Origin of the sequence: Membranihabitans marinus (genome assembly GCF_021729155.1) — a bacterium.
Classification (GTDB): domain Bacteria; phylum Bacteroidota; class Bacteroidia; order Chitinophagales; family Saprospiraceae; genus Membranihabitans; species Membranihabitans marinus.
Genome location: NZ_JAJQYA010000015.1, coordinates 45,763 through 67,283, shown reverse-complemented (window position 1 = coordinate 67,283; position 21,521 = coordinate 45,763). Strand labels below are relative to the sequence as shown.

Here is a 21,521-nt window from a genome sequence, read left to right as displayed (position 1 = left end):
ATTATTAATCGTATTATCGCAATAAACAAATATAATTATGAAACTTTCAGAAATAAAAGACAAATTAAACCAATTGGAAACCATTTCTTTTCAGTTGCCCAATGGAGAATTAGTACCTAGTCACTTTCACGTAACTGAAGTAGGTAAAATCACCAAACATTTTATCGATTGTGGAGGGACCGTACGAAATGAAGAAGTAGTCAACTTCCAATTATGGAATGCCAACGACTATGACCACAGATTGCATCCGGAAAAATTAGTGAATATTATCGAACTATCAGAGAAGGTATTGGGTATTGAAGATCTAGAAATCGAAGTAGAGTATCAAGGAGATACCATTGGAAAATTTGGACTAGATTTCGATGGAACTCATTTCTTATTGACCACCAAACAAACCGATTGTTTGGCAAAGGATAAATGTGGGATACCGGAAGAGAAACCGAAATTGAAAATGTCAGAATTGAGTAATGCATCTTCCTGTACACCTGGAGGAGGTTGTTGCTAAATCAAAATAGTTATAGAAAATGATTAACACAGAAACAACTCTATTCTCTGGAATAGTTGATTTAATTGAGAAATTGGATCCGAAATCTATTTCGGCAGAGCGAAAAACGGTTTTGCAACCCTTGGCTGACTTTATTCAAGCCAAAGTATCGAGTAAGGAAGATGTCCGCATCAATTTTATTTGTACGCACAATTCTCGAAGAAGTCATTTGTCTCAAGTCTGGGCACAAACAATGGCTCATTATTTTAACATCGATTCAGTGTTTTGTTACTCTGGAGGAACAGAAGCTACTGCTCTTTTTCCTATGGTGGCAGAGACCTTGAGTCGTTCTGGCTTTGAAATCCAAACCCTGTCGACTGGAGACAATCCCGTATACAGTATCAAATTCGCTGCCAATGAACATCCTATCGTAGGGTTTTCAAAAAAGTTGGATGATGATTTCAATCCTCGATCTCACTTTGCTGCGATTATGACTTGTGATTCGGCCAATGAAGCCTGTCCCTTTGTTCCCGGTGCTGAAAGGAGGATACCTATCACTTTTGAAGACCCTAAGGCCTTTGACCATACTCCTCAACAAGCAGAAAAATACAATGAAAGAAGTCTGCAAATTGCTACTGAACTATTTTTTGTTTTTAACCAAATCAACTCGTAATAATGGCCTCAAAAAAATTAAGTTTTCTCGATAGAAATCTAACCCTTTGGATCTTTGTCGCGATGGCAATTGGTGTGGGACTTGGATATTTTATTCCTACTTTTCCCGATATTATTAATTCTTTTAGCAGTGGGACAACCAATATTCCCATCGCCATCGGATTGATATTGATGATGTATCCTCCCTTGGCCAAGGTCAATTATGCCCTCTTGCCCAAGGTGTTTAAAAACACGAGAGTACTTTCGATTTCCCTGATCTTAAACTGGATCATTGGTCCGGTCTTAATGTTTTTTCTGGCTATTACCTTCTTGCGCGATTATCCAGAATACATGGTCGGATTGATTCTTATTGGATTGGCTCGTTGTATCGCCATGGTCTTGGTGTGGAATGATCTGGCCGATGGCAGCAGCGAATACGGTGCGGGATTGGTAGCTCTCAATAGTATATTTCAAGTATTTGCTTATAGCTTCTATGCCTGGATATTTATTACGGTGCTACCTCCATATTTTGGTTTTGAGGGTGCTATAGTAGATATATCCATAGGGACTATTGCCGAGAGTGTAGCCATTTATTTAGGCATTCCATTTTTGTTGGGAATATTGAGTAGGCTAATTTTGGTGAAATTAAAAGGGGAAGAATGGTATACCAATACTTTTATACCCACTATTTCACCTATGACCTTGATCGCTTTGTTGTTTACCATCGTGGTGATGTTTTCATTGAAGGGAGAATTAATCGTTGAAATCCCAATGGATGTATTGATTATTGCTGTTCCCTTGTTGATTTATTTCACCTTGATGTTTATTATTGGATTTTTCTTTACCAGAGCCATGGGGGCAGAATACGACAAGACAGCAGCTGTGGCCTTTACCGCAGCTGGTAATAACTTTGAATTGGCGATAGCTGTAGCCATTGCTGTATTTGGATTGAATTCGGGACAAGCCTTTGCCGGAGTTATAGGACCCTTGGTAGAAGTGCCGGCTTTGATTTTATTGGTAAGGGTGTCGTTTTGGTTGAAAAAGAAATACTACGATAGCCCCAAAACAGCGGTATTATGAAAATAGCCTTCTTTTCTGATATACACGCCAATTGGCCAGCCCTCCAAGCTTTTTTCGAGGATGTGGAAGCGGAGCAGGTAGATGCTATTTATTGTCTAGGGGATTTGGTCGGTTACAATGTATGGCCCAATGAAGTAGTCGAGGCCATTCGTCAAAGGAAGATTCCTACCATTATGGGCAATCACGATGAGGCCTTGTTGCTACCCATTGAGGAGGAGTTTACACCGTCCAATAGAGGATTGACGAGGACTATGGTCAGTGATGAAAACAGAGAGTATTTGATCAATCTACCTCGACATATGTCACTAAATTTTGTTCAACAGGGCCAGTCCTTCAATCTTTTGTTGGTACATGGCAGTGTGAAAGCCATCAACGATTATATGTTGGTGGATTATCCCGAGGGAGAAGTATTGGATATGATGCAGCCTCATCGAGCCGATGTGCTGTTGTGCGGTCATACCCACAAGCCTTTTCACAGAGTCATCAAAGATGGTGATGTCTACAGACACGTGGTCAACATTGGTTCTGTAGGCAAACCCAAGGATGGTGATCCCAGAGCTTGTTATGCGATCTTAGAATTGAATCAATCTACAACTAGATCCCGTTCTGATAGCTTGAAAGTCTCTTTTAAGAGATTGGAATACGACGTAGAGAAAGCCGCTATCGGAGTAGAACAGAGTAATTTTGATTCTAGCTATGCGGATGCTTTGCGAATGGCCAGATAGTTGTGAATATTTCTAGAGTTATTATATATTTTGATGGGAAATAGAGGGATTAAGATCAATTGAATATATAACTGTCGGTTATATATTGATCTGTTTTTTAAGAGACACGACTGCGTTCCGTCATTGTAAAATGCATTGATATAAGAACAAAAAAAAGAGGACAACTTTTACCGTTGTCCTCTTTTTTAATATTATGTCTTATTTCCAATGAATTCGACTATTCTGGAGCCATTAGGCTGAAGTATTGATCTAATTTAGGTAGAACTATAATCTCCGTTCTTCGATTCAACGCCCTTCCTGCAGAGTTTTCGTTGTCCGCTTTAGAGACAAACTCAGAACGTCCGCCCGCTGTCATCCTTTTAGGTTCAACATTGTGGTTCTCTTGAAGTGATCGAACGATAGAGGTCGCTCGCAATACACTGAGGTCCCAGTTGTCCTTAATACAAGAAGTAGAGATCGGCACATTGTCTGTATGTCCTTCTACTAATACATCGAAATCGTTGTGATCGTTTATGATAGAAGCAATCTTGGATAGAACAGAATTGGCTTCTGCTGTGATGGCAGTACTTCCACTTTTGAATAACAATTTGTCAGAAAGTGAAATATAAACCACTCCTTTCTTAACTTCTACATTGACATCATCGTCATTGACATCAGAAAGTGATCTTTTTAATTTTTGAACCAAGACTAAGTTCAAGGAATCCTTACGCTGCAAAGTAGTATTGAGATCTTGGATGTATTTACCTTGTCTGTCCAATGCATCCAATGATTTTTTGATACTCTCCGCACCGGTTCTACTGATAATTGACATTTCTTCTAAACGTCCCAAAAGATTGGTATTGGTTTGTTTTAGGAAAGCTATTTCATCCTCCAATTGCTTGATTCGATCTTGGCCGTTGCTGGCTGTGTTTTTAGCGGTAGACAATTCCCCACTAAGGTCTTTTAACCTTCTATCCACCGTTTCTTTTTGTTTCAACAATGCTGCAATTTCACTTTCACAGTCCATTTTGGCTTGATCTAGTTCCATTTGAACAGCTTCAAATTTCTTTTTACTCACACATGAAGTCATGCCAAAAGCAAGAAGTAGGATTAGTATTACGTTTGTTCTCACTGTATCTTTTTTTAATTAACGGTTAATTTATTGAACGAAAGTATTGTATTTCTTGCAATTTTCCTAGAAGATAGTTTAAAAATCCCCTTATTATACCAATTACGTTTTATGATGTCGGTTAAGATTTTGAAAGTATTTGAAGTTAGACGAGGCTACGACTGAATGAAGCTCGTAGAGCCATTGACCGTAAATCGGTCAATGATGAAGGAGCCAAAACCTCCGTGTTTTGGGAGGGATTGCCAGCATAGCAGTAGCTACGACGTGATTGAGTAAAGTTGCCAGAATGGCAACCAAAGGTCGTAAATCGACCTTTGACGAAGGAACCGAGGCCACTGTGCCGAGGCGTGATTGCCCTGGAATTCCTTGTTAAGATACTACTACCAGTATAGCATTACGTCTTAATCTACAATATTTAAGCCGCAATGCATTGCGGCTCTACAATAAATCGAAATATAACCGACAATTATAAACGTAATTGGTATTATATACTTTGCATTCATGAAATTAAGCAATCATTATTTCTGATTCTTAGGATTTTTCTATTTTTTAGAAAAAATTTGAAGCATTGGTTAATGAGATAAGTCTATGTTTCCAAAATTATTGACAATAGAAATATTGGATTGACCTTGACCAATGGTGCCAACAACGGTTTTTACTTTTTCAATTTCTTCATTTTCGTCGATATTGACAAATGTCGGATAGTTTATTTTACCAAACTTGGCCACACATTTAAATTTGGTATTACTGTCTTCAGCTACTTTGATATTGCAATTTCCGTATTTGTTTTCAATGTTGACATCGCTAAAGTCTGGGCCCAATTCATTGATTTTGACACTTTGATAGCTGTTGACAATCTTGGCTTGAGACAGTAGTCTGTCGATGGACAATGAGGTGTATTTGGTCTCAATATCAACTTGGTGAGCAATGCCCACTTCAATTTTGTCAAATCGACCATCGAGTTTCAACTGATTGATCTCATCTATATATACCTTAGAGTAGCGCGTGTCGAGCACCAATTGATCGATTTTTTTGGCTGATATTTTGGAATAGGATACTTCCAATTGTCCGACAATTAAATCTTCTGTGTTTAAATCCGAATATTTGATCACGGCATTACATGCATTGATGTTGTTTAAGTTGGCGTTACCATAGCCCAAGTCGAGGGATAGTTTTTCACTGACGTCATTGGCGGTGATGGATCCGTATTTTACTTCAATTTTGGCTTCTCGTAGGTCGGGTAATACTAGGTCTCCATAGGTGTGTGACAGGTCGTAGTAGGAATTTCTAGGTACTTTAATGACCATGTCCACACTGAGTTTGAGATTGTCAGACCAAAACTTTACCGTAGACCAAAATGATTTGTTTTCTTTTTCATCTAGATAAATGGTCTGAATTTTTACTTGATCTTCATTTCCCGTTACTTCTACCTTAGCACCTTCTAAACCTTTGTCGGCATCGGCTTGAGAGTCGGCTTCGGATTTGATGGTGATTTCCAATTCCACTCTGGCATTGTCCCAAGCTTGAAAGGTTACATTTCCCTTTTTACTCTCTAATAAAATATTGGGTTGGTCGGAAGTGTTAATCGTTTTACTGTATTTTTTTTCCGCTGAATATTGCGGGGCTATGGCCATCGTAGTGTATACAAACCCCAATAGGATAATGGAGAGGATGGTCTTATAAATTATGGGCATCTTCATGTGCAAATGATTTTTCTAATTGATCTGATATTAATAATTCTTTGAGCATTTCTATTTTGAGTTCATATGACTGAACCAAAGAGTTGATTATTCGTTCCTTTTGATCGGCCGGTGCAAAGGGCAGGCCTTGAATAAGATTGATTCGCGTGGCTTCTATTTCGTCTAAGTCCCCTTGGATAATGGGGTCTAATTTGTCGGTATTTTGTAAAATGTTGCGAAGAAGTTGATTCTCTGTTTCTTCGTAATAGTTGATAGAAGCCGTTAATTCCGCGCTCAACATAAATCGATTATTGTATTGGGTATAGCCCCATACAGCCATCAATCCCAGTGCAATGGCCGCTGCAATACCACCCAAGTTTTTCACCCAGTTATGGGAAGGTTTATCGGGTTTTAATTGTTGCTGAATCACAGACCAACTTCCATCCATTCCTTCAAAACGGTATTGGAGTTGATCCCGGTGTTGATTTATTAACTGTTCTAATTCGTCCATCTTCATCGTTGAATCTTAAAATTGTTTTTTAAAATTTCTCGCAATTTTATTTTCGCTCTAGCATATTGCGATCTGGATGTAGATTCACTTATACCTAATATTTCCGAAATCTCACTGTGGTCGTATCCTTCAATGAGGTATAGACTCAATATGCTGCGATATCCATCGGGCAATTGCAGTATGGCCTGTTTAATACATTCTACGGTGTCGGTTCTATTTTCTATTATTTCAGTGGGAGCAGAATAGAGAGCCATTACCGAATGGTGGTCATCGTCCAAGCTCAAAAACTGTACTTTTCGACGTCTTAACTTATCGATAGAATTGTTGACTACAATCTTTTTCAACCACGGTCCAAACAAAGACTCATCGTCTAATTTATAGAGTTTGGAAAACGCTTGAATAAAAGATTGTTGCACTACGTCTTCCGCTTCTCCAGTGTTGCCGACGATTCTCACACTAATGCTATACATTGCTGATGCATGTTGTTTGTATACCATGTGCTGAGCCATGCTATTCCCCTTTTTACATTCTTTGATTACATCGATCGACAATAGATTCTGCAATTTACTACATCCTTTTGCCTTATAGACGATGTCAAATATCGAAACGTTGCAGGGAATGGAAGATTTTATTCACTTTCGTCCTCTGCAAGTCGTTTGGAAACTTGATCTGCGTCCATTTTTTTGTCAATCACATTTTTGTCCAAAAAGGAGTTTAGCTTGTCTTGACTAATATTGGTAATGACTTGTCCGAATTCATCAATTTGAATGTCAAACCCCTTGAGTTCTTCGTGTGATTCTGGCCTTTTGTTAATTTTATTCTTTTTACTCATCCTTTCTCATTTTAACTGATTTAAAGTAGGGTATTGATGCTTCTAATCTGGTCGAAACTTTTTCTTTACCCATGACTTCCATCATTGCAAACATATCTGGGCCTTGTAAAATTCCAGCAATGGCCAATCTTAATATGGGAAGGATTACTCCAAACTTACTTTCTTTTTCCTCTACATAGGATTCTACACTGGCTTTTAGGTTGGCTTGAAGAAAAGGTTCCGTACCTATGATTTTTTCAAACATCCCAGCGTACAACTCATCATTTTCTTCCTTGTATCGCTTTTTAATTTGTTGATCATCTCTAAAATAGTCATCGCTGAAAAAAGGCTTGGCCGATTCTGGAAATTCTATTAATGTGTGAATTCGCTCTCTATACAGCTCCAATACTTTGGCCATGTATTCTGGATCTGCCATATCATAGATACTGGGGAAATTTAGCTTAAAATAGTCCAACAATGTCTCATTTGACGATTGGATGATGTATTGTTGGTTAAACCACAATGCTTTGTTGTAGTCAAATCTCGCACCGCTCTTGCTTATTTTTTCTATATCGAAGGCTTTGATCAAAGTGTCCATAGACATTATTTCCTGATCGTCGCCAGGATTCCAGCCCAGTAATGAGATAAAGTTGAGAAATGCTTCGGGCAAAAATCCATTTTCCTTAAATCCTTGATATTCGTCTTGACTGTCTGGTTCAATCCAACGCATCGGGAAAACGGGAAATCCAAATTTGGCTCCGTCACGCTTGCTCAATTTTCCACTGCCTTTGGGTTTTAAGAGTAAGGGGAGGTGGGCAAAGGCTGGCATGGAATCCTCCCAACCCAACATTTGATATAATAATACGTGATGAGCTGTACTAGACAACCATTCTTCTCCTCTGATGACATGAGATATTTGCATATGATAATCATCTACTATATTGGCGAGGTGATAGGTTGGCATCCCATCAGCTTTTAATATAACCTTGTCGTCCAGTTCGTTGGTGTCAAATCTGACATGACCGCGTACTAAGTCGTTGAAAAATACTTCCTCGTCCTCCGGAATCATCATTCTAATAACATAAGGAGTTTTCGCTTCCAATAATGCTTCAACCTCTACCGGTGAAAGGTGTAAACTGTTGTTCAATCGGTTGCGAACGGATGCATCGTATTTAAAACTTATTTTTTTGTTTTGCTCGTAGTCTTCTCGAAGAGCATCCAATTCTTCAGGAGTGTCAAATGCCATATAAGCCAGACCAGCATCGAGAAGTTGCTGTGCATAAGTATGGTACATGGATTTTCGTTCGGACTGTCGGTAAGGGCCATGGGGTCCTCCTTGGTCAGGCCCTTCTACAGGCTCTATCCCCAACCACTGTAAGCTGTCTTTGATATATTTTTCAGCCCCTTCTACAAAGCGAGTTTGATCGGTATCTTCGATTCTTAATATAAAATCACCACCGAATTTTTTGGCAAATAAATAATTGTACAAAGCTGTTCTTACACCGCCAATATGCAAAGCACCAGTGGGACTGGGCGCAAATCTTACCCTTACTTTTGAATGACTCATATTTTATGTTGAAGTTATTGTTAAATATTATAAAAAATTATTATATGTTATTGTGTTTTGCTATATTCACCATTGCGATGTACTTCGAAAAAACAACCAACGTATTAGCAGAACGATCATGTAATGTCAACTATTAATAATATCGCAAAAGTATAAAAAATATTAGCCTGATCACATTTATAGAAAAGCAATGTATCTAACTAAAACACCAAAGTTTGTAAAGGAATTTTTTCCCGGCCTGTTGTGGGACATGCCTAGGGACAGTAAAAACATCTATTTGACCTTTGACGATGGTCCTCATCCTGAGATTACTCCTCTGGTTTTGGATATGTTAGATCAATACAATGCCCACGCTACCTTTTTCTGTGTTGGGGAAAATATTTTAAAATACAGTGATATTTTTCAAATGGTTGTCGATCATGGCCATAGTGTAGGAAGCCACACCTATAATCACCTCAATGGATGGGCTACCGACAATGCCGACTATTTTAAAAATGTGCGTAAAGCAGCATCAATGGCTGGTTCTCATTTGTTTAGACCGCCCTATGGTCGAATTAAGCCTTCTCAAGCCAAATTTTTGATACGGTATTATCAAATCGTTATGTGGGACGTATTGAGTGGAGACTTCGACAGAGGTATTAGTGGTGAAGAATGTTGGCAGAAAGTCAAGCACTATACAGAATCTGGTTCTATTGTCGTATTTCACGACAGTGAAAAAGCTAGAGATCGCATGTTGTACGCCTTGCCGAGAATGTTGGATTACTACAGCCAACTCGGATATCAATTCCTAGCCATCAACCAGACCATAAAGCCTCCGGCCAAACCAGTACTCATCCATGGTTAGCCATAGAAACTTTTTTTGAAATATCGACGTTAGATCATAGTAAGTAATGAGAATCTATGGATCAGAAAAAAGTATTTTCCTATTTAAAGAAGAAAATTAAAGCAATTGGGTATAAATTGACCTATACCACATTGTTGCTCTATTATGCATTTTTAAACCCGCAAACTCCAAGATGGGCTAAAAATATAGTAATGGGAGCTATTGGCTATTTGTTAACTCCGCTAGATATTATAGTAGATTTTACTCCCATCCTTGGCTATACCGATGATTTGAGTATCCTTTCTTTCGCATTGGTCACTATAGGAGCCTATGTCAATGATGAAGTGAAGGAAAAAGCCCGAAAACAACTTCAGCGTTGGACAGGGAATCTCGACGATGATATGATAGAGAGTGTAGAAAAGGTTTTGTAGGAAGTGATGTCCTACCTCGTGTGAGTAGATTTTTTCTAAATAATATATTGGTGAAAGTATTAGTCATCTGGTATGAAGAATGGCAATATTGATATTTACCCAATATCATAATAGGTGGCTTGAAGTATATTCAGTATTTTTTTAGTATATTAGAAAGAAAATAGATTGTGATTGTGGAAAAGTCAAAATCATATGGCTCTAATTTAAAATCTTGGGATGTCAGTGAACGCCCCAGGGAAAAATTATTGACCAATGGTGTGAGGACTCTTTCAGTTGCAGAGTTGTTGGCCATCCTAATCGGCAAGGGGAATAGGAATGAAAATGCTGTGATGCTATGTCAGCGTATACTCAAATCATTTGATCACGATTTAATCCAACTTAGTAAGGCATCCGTTTCCGATTTGGCCAGTTTTAAAGGAATTGGTGAAGTCAAGGCCATATCAATAGTCGCCGCCTTGGAATTGGGTAAAAGGAGACAGCGGGCAGATGCGTCGAAAATTGCCAAAATAACCAGTAGTAGAGATGCCTATATCGCGCTTAAATCTCATGTAGAAGATTTGCCCCATGAAGAATTCTGGATTTTAATGCTCAATAGGGGCAATGGGATTATTCAATCCAAGTTTATAAGCAAGGGCGGAGTGTCAGGGACTGTCGTGGATCCCAAATTGATATTTAAACCTACATTGGAAAAAGCGGCAAGTGGTTTAATATTATGCCATAACCATCCCTCTGGCAATCTTTATCCTTCTTTGGAAGATATCAAATTGACAGAGAAAATTTCAAAGGCAGGGGAATTGTTAGATATTAAGGTTTTAGATCATTTAATTATTACTGGAAATAGTTATTATAGTTTTGCGGACGAAGGCAAAATTTAAAAGATAAACTACTGTCTCCAATGGTGGTTTGTATTAAATTTTTGTGAGATTAGCCTTGATCTTAAACAAATTTAATAACTCTGTAGTTAACTTGTATTATCTTCGTGAATCCATGGCGAAAAACATAAAAGGAAATAAATTTGATTGGAATGTGTTAATGCGCATTCTTTCTCTGGGAAGTAAATACAAACAATTATTTATCGTCTCTGCTCTATTGGCTATCGTTCTTGCACCCATAGGTGTGATTCGACCAGTACTGATCAATAAAGCTGTGGATGACTATATTATAAATTATGATTTTGATGGTTTGTTAATCATAACTTTGATCATGATCGGAGTGCTAATCCTCGAGGTAGTATTGCGGTATTTCTTTGTATTCCTTTCCAATCTATTAGGACAAAATGTGATACGAGATCTAAGGGCAAGGGTATTTAACCAAGTTCTGTCATTGCAGTTGAGGTATTTCGATCAAACTCCTGTGGGGACAACTACGACCCGGACTATTAACGATGTCGAATCCGTCAATCAAGTATTTACCCAAGGCGTACTGATTATGGTGGCCGATATTCTGAGGATATTTGCTGTATTGATAACTATGATTGTTATTAGTGTGCGGTTGACCTTGATCGTGATGTTGACTTTGCCACTTATGATGATAGCGACCTATATATTTAAAGAAAAGGTGAAAATTGCCTATCAAAAGGTGAGAGCACAAATAGCGAGGATGAATGCCTTCCTTCAAGAGCGATTAAGCGGTATGTATATTGTGCAAATATTTAATGCAGAAGAGAAGGAGAAGTCCAAATTTAATACGATAAACAGAGAATATACCAAGGCCAACCTCGATTCCATCCTTTATTACGCAGTGTTCTTTCCAGTTGTAGAAATTATATCTGCACTGGCATTGGCATTGTTGGTGTGGTGGGGTGCCAAGGGCATCATCAGTGACGATCTGTCTTTTGGTAGTCTAGTGGTATTTCCCATTTTCCTAAATATGTTGTTCCGACCCATGAGGATGTTGGCAGATAAGATCAACACTCTTCAGATGGGAATCGTAGCAGGGGAGCGAATATTTAATTTGATCGATAAAAAGGATAAAATCGAAAACAATGGTGAATTTGAACCGATTTCAGTAGAGGGGAAAATAAGCTTTAATCAAGTCTATTTTTCTTACGATGGAGAAAATGATGTGTTGCGGGACATCACTTTTGAAATCAATCCTGGGGAAACCTTGGCCGTAGTGGGAAGTACCGGTTCGGGTAAGACGACTTTGATCAATATCCTTTCAAGATTTTATGAAACGCGTTCGGGGGAAATCAAACTGGACGATAGAGATGTAAAGTCCTACCAATTGGACGCACTGCGATCTAGAATAGGATTGGTATTGCAAGATGTATTTTTGTTTTCGGGCACCATATTGGACAATATTCGCATGATGGACGAATCCATCGATGAGGAGACTGTAATTCAATGTGCAAAAATGATTGGAGCCCATGATATTCTAATGGAATTGCCCAATCAATATCATTTTATGATAACCGAGAGAGGGTCCAATCTGTCTTCAGGCCAACGTCAATTGATATCATTTGTTCGATTGTTGATCTTCAATCCCGATGTATTGATTTTGGATGAAGCTACTTCTAATATAGATCTGGAGACCGAAAATCTCATACAATACGCCATTGAAAAATTGATATCCAGACGTACCTCTATTATTATTGCCCATAGACTGAGCACTATCAAACACGCCAATAAAATACTGGTCCTCGACAAAGGAGAGATTATCGAATTTGGAACCTTTTCGGAACTTCTTGAAAAAGAAGATGGCAAATTTAGGAGTCTGTACGAACTTCAATTTGAGGAAATTTAAGTCTTTAAAAAGATTTCTTTTAAATTTATATGTGAGGTGTTGATGTTTTTTCTCCCTCCTCTCATTCTGTTGATTCTCTTGGGCGGCATAATTACATGTCGATGATCGATGATTTCTCGACATTTATCGAAAACCCCTCTTCAAAGGAAACTAAACTTATATCTAGTGGTTGATTCTAATAGTTGTATTATGAATGTAATTCGTATAAGACCTAAATTAAACTTATACGATTTACGTTTTATGATGATGGAAAAGATTTTGAAAATATTTGGAGTTAGACGAGGTTACGACTGAATGAAGCTCAAAGAGCCATTGACCGTAAATCGGTCAATGATGAAGGAGCCAAAACCTCCGCGTTTCGGGAGGGGGGCCAGCATAGCCATAGCTACGGCGAGTATTTTAAACGAAGTAAAACTTCAAATAAATCGAAAGATTTCCGTTAATTATAAACGTAATTCGTATTAAAAGACAGAGCTTCAAAAACGGGTTGAAAAAGTATTATTATCTTCGTATTGAGGCAAGCAAAAATTTATACTTATGATTTATTTTAATTCCCAAAGAAAACCTATCTCTACTGTCCAAATCATTATGGGACTACTTTTTGTTTTCTCTCTCTTGTATATTGGTTTCTACATTACTAAATGGGTGTTAATTGGACTTTCTTTTTTGGCACCTATATTGTTGATTTCGGCAATGTTTATTCATTTTGCTACGGTTAAAAATTTTGCAATATATCTTTGGCAATCGATAGTGAAAAATCCATTGTATGGAATAGCCCTTACCCTTTTGTCCATTGTCGGATTTCCTATAACCTGTCTTATATTATTTTTTAGAGCCCGTTCAAGAGCCAGATTGGAGAAAATGAATTATGAAGCAGAGGGTTTTTCTGATAGTGAATATATCGATTATATAGAATTGCCAGAAGAAGATATAGATAATGTTGATTCGATGAAAAACTATCGTTAAATTAGCAATCTACTTTCATCGGAATAACCCGTAAAAAATTGTCTGTAGTAAGGTAGCATCTACTAGACTAAAAAAATATTTATGTTGCTCTTCTTGACTTTGATTGGAAGTGTCTATATACTCGTTCAGTTGTTCCTCTGGTTTACCTGGAACCGAACCGCCAACATATCTCTCAATATTAAGGACCTGCCGCAGCTTTCATTGACCGTACTCATCCCGGTGCGGGATGAAGGAAAGAATATCGCTGCTTGTATTGATTCCATCCTGAAGCAGTCTTATGCTTACGACGGATTTGAAATTTTGGTTGTCGATGATCACAGTAGCGATGAAACGGCCGAGGTCGTATCACAATATTCTATGGTGAAATACCTAGCACTTGGCCCCAATCAACATGGCAAGAAAGCGGCTATTAATGCCGGTGTAAAAGAAGCTGCCGGTGAAATTATCCTTACTCTCGACGGCGATTGCATAGTGGGAGAAAATTGGGTGATTAACATGGTAGGGAGCTTAATTGGCAAATCAGCCGATATAGTTGTTGGGCCCCTCGTATTGCAGGGAAAGAGCCAAGGGAATTATGTCCAGAAATATCAGAAAATAGAGCAGGCCGCTCTCAATATCATCAATTGTGCTGGATTGGTTAGTCGAACCTTCTATTCTTCGAATGGGGCAAATATGGGATTTTACAGGAAAACATTTTTGGAGTTAAATCCCTTTGAATCCAATGCCCATATTGCTTCTGGAGACGATGTGTTTTTTGTTCACAAAGCTGTGGCTCACGGAATGAAAATAGCCTATGTCAAGGCCAAGAAGGCCATTGTGAGTACTTGGGTTCAGCCTAATTTTGAATCCTTTCTCAATCAGCGACTGCGTTGGGCGAGCAAGTCAAAAGCCTATGTCCATGTCGGTACCAATTGGTATCTTTACTCCTTTATAGCTCATAATATTGTTTTTTTGATATTGATAATTCTGAGTATTGTCCATCCACTATCTAGGACTTATTTGTTTTATTTTATTATTTCCAAATCTATTATGGACTATATCATTATTCGCACTGGACTGTGGTGGACTGGGCAAAATGCAATGACTAGGGAAATTATAGGGGCTTCTTACTTTCAATTTTTTTATGCCAGCATTTTACTTTATCGGATATTAAAACAAGGGGAGTTTACCTGGAAGGGGAGACTGAATAATAGTAACATAAAAAAATCCCTTTAATCGTTTGACTAAAGGGATGTGATTTGTTTCGAGTTGATAATCTCGGTTATTTCTTGTAGTACTGCAATGGCCAAATATCATTGGATCCATTGACGTCGGGAAGTAATTTGTTGGGATCTAACTCAACCGATTTTATTTTTTTGTCGGTCTCGTGTAAGTAATTCCATTGGTTGCCGCGCTGCCATATTTCTACTGGTAGTTTGACCGTATCTTCACTGTCGTCTTCATAGGTTATTTTTAATAATACAGGCATGGGAATTTCTCCTAGATTACCCAATTGGATGATGTAATTGCCTTTGTATGGATTGACAGATTGGATGCTGAGATCTATGTTGCCATTGCCATAGAACCAAGTTCTCCAGAACCAACTGAGGTTTTCTCCTGCAACGTTATTTATCGTGTTGAAAAAATCGTTGGGTGTAGGATGTTTATAGGCCCATCTTTCAATATAAGCTTTGAATGCTTCATCAAATCGTTCTGGACCCAAAATGTATTCTCTCAACAAAAGTAATCCCATTCCTGGTTTTCTATAACCTATCATTCCCAAGTTGGATACTTGAACTACATCGGGATAAGTGGCGATGGGTTCTCGTGAGTTGTTGTTAAACCAAGAAGTGAATTGTCTTGTTCTGTTCAGTGTGGCACTGTATTCTCCATCGTTAAAGTCCAATGTGCTATAGTAATTGATGAAAGTGTTGAATCCTTCGTCCATCCAAGCGTATTTTCTTTCGTTGGAACCGACAATCATCGGAAACCAATTGTGACCAAATTCATGGTCAGTAACCCCCCAAAGAGACCTGTTTTTTGCTTGGAATCTGCAAAATGACACACCTGGGTATTCCATTCCTCCGACATGACAAGCCACGTTAATAGCCGTTGGGTAGGGATAGGTATACCATTTGTTGGAGTAATGTTCTATAGATTTTTTGGTGTACTCAGTGGATCGTCCCCAACCATCAGAGCCTTGACTTTCTTTGGGATATACGGATTGAGCCATGCCGTATAAATTATTCCCCAAATCCATTTTTGCCGCATCCCATATAAAAGCATTCGAGCTGGCAAAGGCAAAATCTCGTGCATTTAATATTTGATAATGCCAAGTGAAAGTCCCCGAAGTCTTGGGACGAGTAAGGTCGTAGTTTTTAATTTCATCTGGAGCTATTAAAAATACAGTGGTATCACTTTTTGCGGCCTTTTCCCATCTGTCTAATAAAGTTTTGGACAATACTTTCTTGGGATTCATTAATTTTCCTGAAGCCACGACTATTTGGTCATAGGGTGCTGTGATATAGCAATCAAAATCGCCATATTCTAAATAAAATTCCCCAGCTCCCAAATAAGGTTCAATGTTCCAACCCTGGATATCGTCAAAGACGGCCACTTTGGGGTACCACTGAGCTAATGCGTAAATCTCACCATCTTCTACCGTCATTCTTCCCATTCTATCCATTCCTTTCTGAGGGATGGTAAATGAAAAATCCATACTGATGGTAGCCTTTCCTCCATTGGCCGGTATGGCGTCTTTGAGGTTGATCTTCATTCTGGTATCGCTGATACTGTAATCGGTCGATGTGGTTTTGTTGTCATCTACCACTTTTACATTCGATAATTGGTATCCTCCATTAACGTCTCCAGTGTATCTATTGCCCATTACCGGTGTGGTTAATGTCCCTTTTGAATCTGGAGTGAATCGATTTTGCTCTAAGATTAGCCAAATAAATTCGAGTTCTTCTGGACTGTTGTTGGTATAATAGATGTCTACATGGCCATTGATGGAGTGAGCGCTTGGATCTAGGTGAACGTCAAGTTTGTAATCTGCTGAGTTCTGCCAGTATTTAGGACCTGGTTTACCTGAGGCAGTTCGATATTCGTTCCCAGGTTGGTACATAAAATCAGCAAATATTTCTTGATTTCTCTCCACGACTTCTTCCTGTGAATACACAGAAAACATCATGGTCATCATCAATCCAATTGTAAAACTTATTTTCATTATTTTACTCATTCAAAGCATGTTTAGTTATATAATTGTACAAAGATATAAAGGATTATTAAAACTTTTAAAAACTTTATAAACAAGTATTTGAGTCTGGTTTTGACTGCGGAATTATTTTTTAATGATCTGATCTTGGTTTTTAGCTTTTGCTATCTTAATTTTTCTCCTGCGCCAATACCAATAGTAAAATATGGTAAAAAGGACAAAGAAGGGCCAGAGGTTAACAACAAAGATGACAAAAAGCATAAGATTGTTCCATACTGTGTATACTCCAGATTTTATTTTATTGCCAAATCGTTTGGCCAATGGAATATCTTGATGGTATGATATGGTGAGAGAGGCATATGAGATTCTCTGTTTGAGGTTTTGTGCACTGTACTCGAGTTCATAGATTTTTTGTCTGACGATGTTGAGTTGATTTTCCAGTTCAATAATCTCTCCAATATTTTTTGTTTTTTCTAATAAATGGATAAATTTTTCTTCTAATTCTTTTTGACTTTTTAGATAAATCTCACTATTTCCCTTCTCTTCGCCGACATCCTTGCTGATGATTTGTTTGTGTACTACACTGTGAGCGTGATGTAGGATATTGTCCATAAAACTGTCTAAGAACTGGATGGGTACTTGGACTACCAAGTCGTTTCGAATGCTGTGTTCGGTGCTGTATTGTTGATCTGAGACCAGGATGATTTCCAAAGTATCGATTTTGTTTCGAATAAAGCTCCCAGTTTCTTCTATGTCTTTTGTTTTGAATACGATTGACCCTTCTTTTACGATGGTTGCATTGTGGGATAGGTCTGATTGTATGGATGGGGACATTGTCTGCGCATAGGACGCCGCAGTATCCATGTCAGTAGTGCAACTGAGAAGGGAGTAAAATAAAAGACCAATTATGAAAAACAAATTATATTTATACTCCATTGCTAATGTATTGAGTTGAAAAAATGAATTAATTAGGGCAGTGTTTGATTGGAAACTTTGAGTGGAGTTTCACTATTTTATTAGCTGGGAGATTTAAAGAGGAATGATGATAGGTAATATAGTATATTTTTTCATAATTGTAGTTGTGGTTGTCTGTATTTATATGTTAAAATTCAGGCATGGCTACATGGCCAAGGCTATTCGATATACCTTGTTAAAAGGACAATGGACGACAGGTATATATGATTATCAGTATTTTTCTTCTCGACTTATAGACAGCGGGGAAGCTCAGCCCTGGAAGACTGATGCCAGATATGGAAAACTTTCTATGTCAGCGTCTCGTATGGATTATATGAAAAATCTTAAAACCGTTGCCTTTTTATTGTCTCAAGATGGGCAATTGGTGTTTGAGACCTATTTTAAAGATCACGAAGCTCACAGTATTTCCAATTCTTTTTCTATGGCCAAATCAGTGGTCACCCTTCTGTTGGGATGTGCAATAGAGGATGGTTATATTGAGGGGTTAGATCAAAAAGTCAGTGATTTTTTCCCCCAATATCGCTCTGGTAATGGTCATGAATTGACGGTAGGAGATTTGGCTCGCATGAGTTCTGGAATGGATTGGCAAGAGTCGTATTATCTGCCCATTAATGTGACCACAGAGGCTTATTATGGAGATAATATTTCCAACCTTATTACCAGTCGACGGATCAGGGAGAAGCCCGGTGAATCTTTTGAATATCTCAGTGGCAATACCCAATTGTTGGCTATGGTCTTAGATCAAGCCCTTCCTATATCCCTGTCAGAATATTTATCCAACAAATTATGGCAGCCCATGGGCATGGAGGAAGCCGGACAGTGGATGATCGATGATGTCACTGGTATAGAACGGGCATATTGCTGTATCAATGCATGTGGACGAGATTTTTTAAAGTTGGGGCAGTTGTTGTTGCAGCGAGGAGAGTGGAAGGGAAAGCAATTGATAGACGCTGGATTTATAGACCTTATGGCCAAGCCTTATTTTGAGGATAGTCCTCAATACGGATACGGTTTGTGGATGGACGAGAAGTATAAATACCCATTTTATATGATGCGGGGACATTTGGGCCAGTACGTTATAGTGATTCCGTCACATAATGTAGTGATTACGAGATTGGGTAAACGGAAATCAAAAATCAAAGTGGTAGAGCGAGATATGACTGAAGATATATATGAATATATTGATACTGCGATGGAGATGTTGGGGCTTTAGATGGTAGGATTTACTATCTAAGTACTTCTTAGACAATATTATTATAAAATATATTTGAGTCCTTATTTGTTTTATTCAAACTTAATCCTATCTTTGCAGTCCAATTTTTTAATCATTTATTAATTCAGAACAATATGTTTGCTGTAGTATCCATTGCGGGAAAGCAATTTAAAGTAGCAGAAGGACAAGAGTTGTTTGTACATAGACTTGATGCAGAAGAAGGAAGTCAAGTGACTTTTGAAAATGTACATTTAACAAGTCATGAGGGCAATGTTGAAATAGGGACTCCTAGTCTCGAAGTAAATGTATCAGCTACTGTAATTGAGCATTTGAAAGACGATAAAGTAATCGTTTTTAAGAAAAAGAGAAGAAAAGGCTATAGAAGAAGAAATGGCCACAGACAGTATCTCACTCGTGTGAAGATCGATAAAATTGCATAACACTAAAATATTATAAGCTATGGCACATAAGAAAGGTGTAGGTAGTTCAGATAATGGACGAGATAGTAACAGCAAAAGATTAGGTGTAAAGTTGTTTGGTGGTCAAGCGGTAATCGCTGGCAATATCATCGTAAGACAACGAGGAACGAAGTTCCACCCAGGAAATAACGTAGGGATCGGAAGAGACCATACTTTGTTTGCCTTGACTGATGGTACCATCAATTTCAAGAAGGGTAAGAATAATAGAAACTTCGTACACGTAGTGTAATTTGTTTTTGCGATCTGATTTATCAGAACTCAAAAGATATTTATAAAGACTGGCTTCCATGTTGAAGCTAGTCTTTTTTGTTGTATAATGACATGGTTGGGCTTGTTTGTCTAGCTCTTATAATCCCTTCAAATATCTCTATTATTTTATTTTGACCCTCAATACATCGATAGCCTAAGCTCAAGTTAGGTATGGAATCCGATAAAATACCAAATGAATTTATAATCGTCGGTTATATTTCCTAAAAATTCCTAGATGTACTCAACATTGTATTTAATGCTCGAATTAAAGAGAAATTATAGATTTGCATACCGTTAGGCTTGGATGATAATCTTCTTTTGAACTCTTTTGCTTTCCGTTTTAAATTCTAAAAAATACATCCCAGTAACCAATCCATTAAAGTGCAAGGTTTCCTCGAATTTTGTTTTGCCTCTGGTATTGAATTTCCACTGTTTAATCTGTTTCCCGCCATCATCTCTGAGAATGAGCTGCAAGGTGTTTGTAGACATTACAGTCATTTGAACTACTAGATAATTCCTTGTCGGTTGAGGAAATACAGTAATAGAAGAGGTATCAAAGTTTTGAGAATTGGACGTAATGGTCTCACAGGATGTAGTAATGTCAAGTTTTTGAAAATCGTGTTGGGGAAACAAAGCTAAGGTATCACTTTCTGTATAGGGGAAATAATCGGATAGGATACTTCCATAAACATTGCGATAATCGATTTCAAAAGGAATGCCATCTCTTTGCGATACATCGGGATGAATAATGGGATTGCTTCCAATGATTTGTTGATTGAGACAATTCCCGAATAAAAACATAGGTGCTGCATCGCCGTGATCAGTTCCCAAACTGGCATTGGATCTAATCTTCCTTCCAAATTCTGAATAAGTCATGGCCATCACTTTGTTTTCAAGTCCGAGTAGAGATAAGTCGTCCCAGAAAGCGTAGAGGGCGTCGCCTAGAGTTTGTAATAATTGTGGCAAAGTACCCTGAGTATTATCTGAATTGCTGACTTGGTTGGCATGGGTGTCAAATCCACCGAGACTGACGGTGAGGATTGGTGTTTTCAATCCCCCTGATAAAAGTTGGGCTATGGTTTTGAATTGTTGTGCTAAAGAGTTGTTGTCGGGGTATAGGGTAGAGAGACTATTGCCTTTATTAAAAGTAGATTCCAAGATGGTTCCATATTTGTTATTGGCCGATATGGTCTCCAAAATATAGTTCATATTATCGGCGAATGAACCATTGCCCAATTCATTGACTTCTCCATAGGGTAGGGTTATTGGTTTGCTGGGATCTAATAGTGATATGGCGTGATTACTGGTTTCACCCTGACAGGTTTCAGATACATTGTTGCCGATACTTATAGCCCAAGGATAGTCGGTTTCTACATTGTTGTAGATATCACTGTATCTGCCCAACCATCCGGAGTTTAGATATTCCGTACTTCCCGATGCCGAATTCCAAATATCAGTTGAGCGAAAGTGAGATCTATTTTGTAAGGGATAGCCTACATTTTGTACTACTGTCATCTTGCCTTCATTGAATAGTTTTTGGAATCCACTCAATGCTGGGTGAAAGGCGTTTTTATCTCCTACTTTTAACAAGGATTTCTCTGTAGGTAAGATATTGGAACGCACGGACTGGAGGTTGCTGTATTGGTCTAAGGGAATAAAAGCACTGAGTCCATCATAACCACCAATAAGTTGGATGATTATAAGGGTTTTGTCTGGATTGTTTTCAATGATGGGGGCTATATTTGAAAAGGAAAGTCCTGGGATACCCATGGTCACCGGCAAGTATAAAGCCGACATGTTTTTAATAAATTTTCTTCTTTTCATGGCAGAC

22 protein-coding genes are annotated in these 21,521 nt (G+C 38.2%); 13 read left to right on the top strand and 9 right to left on the bottom strand.

All coding sequences use genetic code 11. The features are described from left to right. Positions 1-37 precede the first annotated feature (37 nt). The 4 genes from LVD51_RS11115 to LVD51_RS11100 are packed head-to-tail and all read left to right on the top strand — an operon-like array spanning position 38 to position 2,940. Positions 38-505 carry a DUF6428 family protein gene (locus LVD51_RS11115; RefSeq protein ID WP_236971446.1) on the top strand — a complete coding sequence of 156 codons (468 nt, stop codon included), beginning with the start codon at positions 38-40 and terminating at the stop codon, positions 503-505. 19 nt (positions 506-524) lie between these two features. Continuing rightward, a complete protein-coding gene (locus LVD51_RS11110; protein ID WP_236971445.1) occupies positions 525-1,157 on the top strand; it encodes an arsenate-mycothiol transferase ArsC in 633 nt (210 codons plus the stop codon). Positions 1,158-1,159: 2 nt separating this feature from the next. Further along, the gene (arsB, locus tag LVD51_RS11105; protein WP_236971442.1) at positions 1,160-2,215 is read left to right on the top strand and encodes an ACR3 family arsenite efflux transporter; all 1,056 of its coding nucleotides are present in this window, start codon (positions 1,160-1,162) and stop codon (positions 2,213-2,215) included. Further along, positions 2,212-2,940, top strand: a complete 729-nt coding sequence (locus tag LVD51_RS11100; protein ID WP_236971440.1) for a metallophosphoesterase family protein — start codon at positions 2,212-2,214, stop codon at positions 2,938-2,940. The genes arsB and LVD51_RS11100 overlap by 4 nt, the downstream gene beginning before the upstream one ends. Before the next feature lie 217 nt (positions 2,941-3,157). Here the strand turns inward: LVD51_RS11100 and LVD51_RS11095 are convergent, their stop codons facing one another. The 6 genes from LVD51_RS11095 to gltX form a co-directional block, all read right to left on the bottom strand. After that, on the bottom strand, positions 3,158-4,051 hold the full coding sequence (locus tag LVD51_RS11095) for an OmpA family protein (protein ID WP_236971438.1): 894 nt from the start codon (positions 4,049-4,051) through the stop codon (positions 3,158-3,160). A 569-nt stretch (positions 4,052-4,620) separates the two neighbouring features. Further along, positions 4,621-5,748, bottom strand: a complete 1,128-nt coding sequence (locus LVD51_RS11090) for a DUF4097 family beta strand repeat-containing protein (RefSeq protein ID WP_236971436.1) — start codon at positions 5,746-5,748, stop codon at positions 4,621-4,623. Further along, the gene (locus tag LVD51_RS11085; protein WP_236971434.1) at positions 5,726-6,238 is read right to left on the bottom strand and encodes a hypothetical protein; all 513 of its coding nucleotides are present in this window, start codon (positions 6,236-6,238) and stop codon (positions 5,726-5,728) included. Before LVD51_RS11085 ends, LVD51_RS11090 begins: the two co-directional genes overlap by 23 nt. Before the next feature lie 2 nt (positions 6,239-6,240). Then, positions 6,241-6,801, bottom strand: a complete 561-nt coding sequence (locus LVD51_RS11080) for an RNA polymerase sigma factor (protein WP_236971432.1) — start codon at positions 6,799-6,801, stop codon at positions 6,241-6,243. A gap of 65 nt (positions 6,802-6,866) precedes the next feature. Further along, complete coding sequence (locus LVD51_RS11075; protein ID WP_236971430.1) at positions 6,867-7,070, bottom strand: hypothetical protein; 204 nt, start codon at positions 7,068-7,070, stop codon at positions 6,867-6,869. After that, a complete protein-coding gene (gltX, locus tag LVD51_RS11070) occupies positions 7,063-8,616 on the bottom strand; it encodes a glutamate--tRNA ligase (protein ID WP_236971428.1) in 1,554 nt (517 codons plus the stop codon). Before gltX ends, LVD51_RS11075 begins: the two co-directional genes overlap by 8 nt. 190 nt (positions 8,617-8,806) lie before the next feature. On the opposite strand from gltX, the gene LVD51_RS11065 reads away from it, so the two are divergent. From LVD51_RS11065 to LVD51_RS11040, 6 genes are all read left to right on the top strand, one after another. Further along, positions 8,807-9,460: a polysaccharide deacetylase family protein gene (locus LVD51_RS11065; protein ID WP_236971426.1), complete on the top strand. Its 654-nt coding sequence runs from the start codon at positions 8,807-8,809 to the stop codon at positions 9,458-9,460. A 56-nt stretch (positions 9,461-9,516) separates the two neighbouring features. Then, complete coding sequence (locus tag LVD51_RS11060; protein WP_236971424.1) at positions 9,517-9,870, top strand: YkvA family protein; 354 nt, start codon at positions 9,517-9,519, stop codon at positions 9,868-9,870. Between the two features lie 173 nt (positions 9,871-10,043). Further along, on the top strand, positions 10,044-10,745 hold the full coding sequence (gene radC, locus LVD51_RS11055; RefSeq protein ID WP_236971422.1) for a RadC family protein: 702 nt from the start codon (positions 10,044-10,046) through the stop codon (positions 10,743-10,745). A gap of 112 nt (positions 10,746-10,857) precedes the next feature. Continuing rightward, a complete protein-coding gene (locus LVD51_RS11050; protein WP_236971420.1) occupies positions 10,858-12,615 on the top strand; it encodes an ABC transporter ATP-binding protein in 1,758 nt (585 codons plus the stop codon). Between the two features lie 537 nt (positions 12,616-13,152). Next, positions 13,153-13,581 carry a hypothetical protein gene (locus tag LVD51_RS11045; protein WP_236971418.1) on the top strand — a complete coding sequence of 143 codons (429 nt, stop codon included), beginning with the start codon at positions 13,153-13,155 and terminating at the stop codon, positions 13,579-13,581. Between the two features lie 81 nt (positions 13,582-13,662). Further along, positions 13,663-14,796, top strand: coding sequence for a glycosyltransferase (locus LVD51_RS11040; RefSeq protein WP_236971410.1), 1,134 nt, complete (start codon positions 13,663-13,665; stop codon positions 14,794-14,796). Positions 14,797-14,842: 46 nt separating this feature from the next. On the opposite strand, the gene LVD51_RS11035 is transcribed toward LVD51_RS11040, so the two are convergent. Both LVD51_RS11035 and LVD51_RS11030 read right to left on the bottom strand, forming a co-directional pair. Continuing rightward, positions 14,843-16,798 (bottom strand): M1 family metallopeptidase, encoded by a 1,956-nt coding sequence (locus LVD51_RS11035; RefSeq protein WP_236971408.1) that lies wholly within the window; start codon positions 16,796-16,798, stop codon positions 14,843-14,845. 102 nt (positions 16,799-16,900) lie between these two features. Next, positions 16,901-17,710, bottom strand: a complete 810-nt coding sequence (locus LVD51_RS11030; RefSeq protein ID WP_236971406.1) for a DUF4349 domain-containing protein — start codon at positions 17,708-17,710, stop codon at positions 16,901-16,903. Positions 17,711-17,897: 187 nt separating this feature from the next. Here LVD51_RS11030 and LVD51_RS11025 point away from each other — a divergent pair, with 187 nt between their 5' ends. From LVD51_RS11025 to rpmA, 3 genes are all read left to right on the top strand, one after another. After that, positions 17,898-18,962, top strand: a complete 1,065-nt coding sequence (locus LVD51_RS11025; protein ID WP_236971404.1) for a serine hydrolase domain-containing protein — start codon at positions 17,898-17,900, stop codon at positions 18,960-18,962. Between the two features lie 134 nt (positions 18,963-19,096). Continuing rightward, a complete protein-coding gene (gene rplU / locus LVD51_RS11020; protein ID WP_236971396.1) occupies positions 19,097-19,402 on the top strand; it encodes a 50S ribosomal protein L21 in 306 nt (101 codons plus the stop codon). Between the two features lie 19 nt (positions 19,403-19,421). Then, positions 19,422-19,670: a 50S ribosomal protein L27 gene (gene rpmA / locus LVD51_RS11015; protein WP_236971394.1), complete on the top strand. Its 249-nt coding sequence runs from the start codon at positions 19,422-19,424 to the stop codon at positions 19,668-19,670. Between the two features lie 314 nt (positions 19,671-19,984). Here rpmA and LVD51_RS11010 read toward each other — a convergent pair whose 3' ends face one another. Beyond that, positions 19,985-21,514, bottom strand: coding sequence for a DUF1501 domain-containing protein (locus LVD51_RS11010; protein ID WP_236971386.1), 1,530 nt, complete (start codon positions 21,512-21,514; stop codon positions 19,985-19,987). Between the last annotated feature and the right edge of the window lie 7 nt (positions 21,515-21,521).